Annotated in this window: 3 protein-coding genes; all 3 read right to left on the bottom strand. The window is 52.1% G+C overall.

Going from position 1 to position 3498, the window contains the following annotated elements:
- A partial coding sequence (locus Q7V48_10205; GenBank protein MDO9211102.1) for a (Fe-S)-binding protein occupies positions 1-1103 on the bottom strand: 1103 nt, incomplete at its 3' end.
- Positions 1104-1170: 67 nt separating this feature from the next.
- Positions 1171-2571: an FAD-linked oxidase C-terminal domain-containing protein gene (locus Q7V48_10200; GenBank protein MDO9211101.1), complete on the bottom strand. Its 1401-nt coding sequence runs from the start codon at positions 2569-2571 to the stop codon at positions 1171-1173.
- Positions 2572-2808: 237 nt separating this feature from the next.
- Positions 2809-3498 (bottom strand): dihydroxy-acid dehydratase (locus tag Q7V48_10195; protein MDO9211100.1); only part of this gene is annotated, 690 nt, incomplete at its 5' end.

Genomic DNA, 3498 nt, shown 5'->3' with positions numbered 1-3498 from the left:
GAAAGGTCATAGTTGGCGAGGTTAAAACTTCCCCCCTGGCCGCAGCAGCGGTTGGCCTCGGACATCTCAACGTATTCCAGGCCAGGTAAGGCTTGCAATAGATTGCGCGGTTCTTTGAAAATCCCCAGTTTGCGGCGAAGGTGGCACGGGTCATGATAAGTAACCCGCAGGGCTTTCTGGCGTTGCCCTTTCTCCCCTGATGGGGGTGCCAACAATCCTCCTAAAAATTGAGAGGCATCGACGACCTGGGAAGAAAAATTTATTGCCCGAATTCGGAAAGGGTCGGATTCGTCGAAGAGCAAAGGATAATCCAACTTGAGCATGGAAGCACATGAGGCACACGGGGCAATGATTTTTTCCAACCTCTCTTCGTCAAAAGCTTCGATGTTTTTCCGGGCCAAAGAGCGGGGAGTTTCCTCATCTCCGGAACCATAAGCCGGAAGCCCGCAACAGCGCTGGCTTTCGGGAATAAAGACCGAAGCTCCGTGACGGAGGAAAAGATTTAATGCGGATCTGCCGATGCGCGGGAAAAAATAATTGCTTACGCACCCCACGAAGAGGCCCACCCGCATCGTCTCTTTTTCCGCGCGCACCCACCCGGAGTGCAAATCTAAAAAGAAGTCATGCGCCAGCGGCGGAATGACCCGGCGCCGGTCCAACACGGGAACGGGAAAACGCAAGTGTAAGCCGCTCTCTTCCGGAATCCGTTTCAAGAAAAGATTTTGAAGGGTTGCTCCACCCTTCAAGAGCAAGGGCATGAAATGGTCGCTGTTCAGCAGATAGCTAAAAATCGCTTTTTGGGGGAGGGGGAGACCCTTTTCTTTGACCAGCAGGGAGCGGGCTTCGCGGATAATCTCATCGGCCCGGATTCCGTTCGGGCAATTTTCGGCGCAGGTCCCGCAGAGCAGGCACTGGGAAAGTATTTTGCCGAACCGCTTGTTGAACTCGCTGTCTCCTTCACCCACGGCTTCGATCAACCCCAATTTCCCGCGGGCTACCAGGGGTTCTTCCAATGTTTCTATATAAACCGGGCACTGGGCCATGCAGTTGCCGCACTTCACGCACTGCCTGGCTTCCTCAGTAACTTCTAATAATGTTTTCATAGCAATCTTCCGTTTTCTTACAACTCCCCATTCACACCTTACTACTCACTATTATTGCCTATAGCCCTTAGCCTATAGCCTCTTGCCTACTTTTGGGGAATATCTTCCCGGGATTTAAAATATTATTCGGATCGAAAGCTTTCTTAATCCGCTTCATCACTTCCACGCCCATATCACCCAGTTCCATGGCGATATAAGGGGCTTTGGTAATGCCGATGCCATGCTCCCCTGAAAGGGTGCCGCCCAAATCCAGAGCGGCTTCGAAGATTTGTTGCACGGCGGCATGAGCTCGTTCCTCCTCGCCGGGCCGGCGTTTATCGATCATTACGTTCACGTGGATGTTCCCGTCGCCGGCATGGCCGAAATTGACGATGGTCAATTGATTCTTCTTGGCGATGGCCTCTACCCGGCGGAGAATCTCGGCCACTTTCGAACGAGGAACCGTGATGTCTTCATTGATTTTTGTTGGATTGAGTTTTACCAGCGCCGGCGAAACCGACCGCCGGGCTTTCCAGAGCTCCTCTGCTTCCTTATCATCTTTGGCAGCTTTGGCCTCAAGGGCCTGGTTGGCCAGGCAGATCTTCTGAATTTTCAGGATGTCCCGGGCGATGACTTCCGGCTCTCCGTCTACCTCGATGATCAAGAGAGCTCCGGCTTCCACGGGAAGGCCCATGTGCAAATAATCTTCCACGCAGCGGATGGTGGCGTTGTCCATAAATTCCAACGTAGTCGGAATGATGCGGGAGCTGATGATCTGGGAGACGGTGGTAGCCGCGGCTTCGATGGTGGGAAAAATAGCCAGCAGAGTACGCTTGGCTTTGGGCAAGGGAATCAGGCGGAGGATAATTTTGGTGATGATGCCTAGGGTTCCTTCCGAACCTACCAGGAGCTTGGTCAGATCGTATCCCACCACGCTTTTGACCGTCTGGACACCCGTGGAAATGATCTCTCCTGTGGGCAGGACGATTTCCAGGCCCAACACGTAGTCCTTGGTCACCCCATATTTCACCGCCCGGGGCCCCCCGGCGCATTCGGCCACGTTCCCCCCTAAGGTGGAAGTTTTCAGACTGGCCGGGTCTGGAGGGTAGAAAAGGCCGATCTTTTCTACCTCTTTCTGCAGATCAGCGGTAATCACTCCCGGCTCGACGATAGCCAATAGGTTATCCGGATCAATTTGCAGGATTTGATTCATCTTGGTCAGAACCAGGACCACCCCGCCTTCCACTGCAAGAGTCCCGCCAGTAAATCCCGTGCCCGCACCCCTGGGAATAACTGGAAACCTGGCCTCGTTGGCCAGCTTAAGAATTGCGGCAATTTGCTCACGAGTGCGGGGATATACGACCAAGTCAGGAAGGTATTTGATGTTGGTTGCGTCATAGGAATAACAGATCCTCGTCTCTTTATCCTCGAAGACATTTTCCTTACCGACGATATTCCGAATTTGCTTGACGATAGTTTGGTCAATCATATTTTTTATTTATCTTGAATTTTCTGTTTGGGCAATGATGAATGTCATCTTTAAATTAAATAGGACACAGATTTACGCAGATAAACGCAGATATAATTTTTCTGGGATTTTTTTATTCTTCAATATCCAGAAAATCTGTGTTCATCTATGTCCCAAAGGGATTTCCATTATAATAAATTTAGAGGAAAAGAGAAATTGGGGGGTTTTTGACGGACCAAAATTGGCAACGCCTCAATCTCATATACACCCTTTATCTGCGCTGCTCACTTGTTCAGCATAAGTCTTGAGATAACCTCGTTGAACTTTCAGGGGGGGAGGAAACCAGGTTTTTCTTCGCTCTTCCATCTCCTCGGGAGAGAGGAGCAAGTCCAGCTTACGATGGGGAATATCGATACTAATCAAGTCTCCATCCCGTACCAGGGCAATAGGACCTCCCTCTTGAGCCTCAGGGACGATGTGGCCGATGCAGGGTCCCCGGGTAGAGCCGGAGAAACGACCATCGGTCACCAAAGAGACCGACTCCGCCAATCCCATGCCCACGAGGGCAGCGGTCACGCTGAGCATCTCCGGCATGCCCGGCCCTCCCTTAGGCCCTTCATACCTGTTGAAGATGATCTCTCCGGGTTTGATTTTATTGGCAAACACTGCTTCCCGTGCGGAGTCCTCCGTGTCAAAAACCCGGGCCGGGCCGGTGTGAACCATTATCTTTTCAGACACTGCCGATTGCTTTACCACAGCCCCGCCAGGAGCGAGGGAGCCACGCAGAATGGCGATCCCTCCTTGGTTGCGAAGGGGTTTTTGCCGGGAAAGGATGACTTCTGGATTTCGTTTTTTTACGCCAGCAAGATTTTCCCGCAAGGTCTTCCCGGTGACGGTGAGAACGTCAAGGTCCAGAAGGCCCAGGAGTTCGCTCAGCACGGCAGGCAC

It is taken from the genome of Deltaproteobacteria bacterium, from assembly GCA_030654105.1.
In the GTDB taxonomy this organism is placed as follows: domain Bacteria; phylum Desulfobacterota; class SM23-61; order SM23-61; family SM23-61; genus JAHJQK01.
The sequence above is the reverse complement of the archived record's forward strand: the minus strand, read 5'-3'. Positions and strand labels throughout refer to the sequence as shown.

Coding starts and splice junctions, on each gene's coding strand:
- Q7V48_10200 (MDO9211101.1), bottom strand. CDS start 2,571: ATGATTGACCAAACTATCGTCAAGCAAATTCGGAATATCGTCGGTAAG.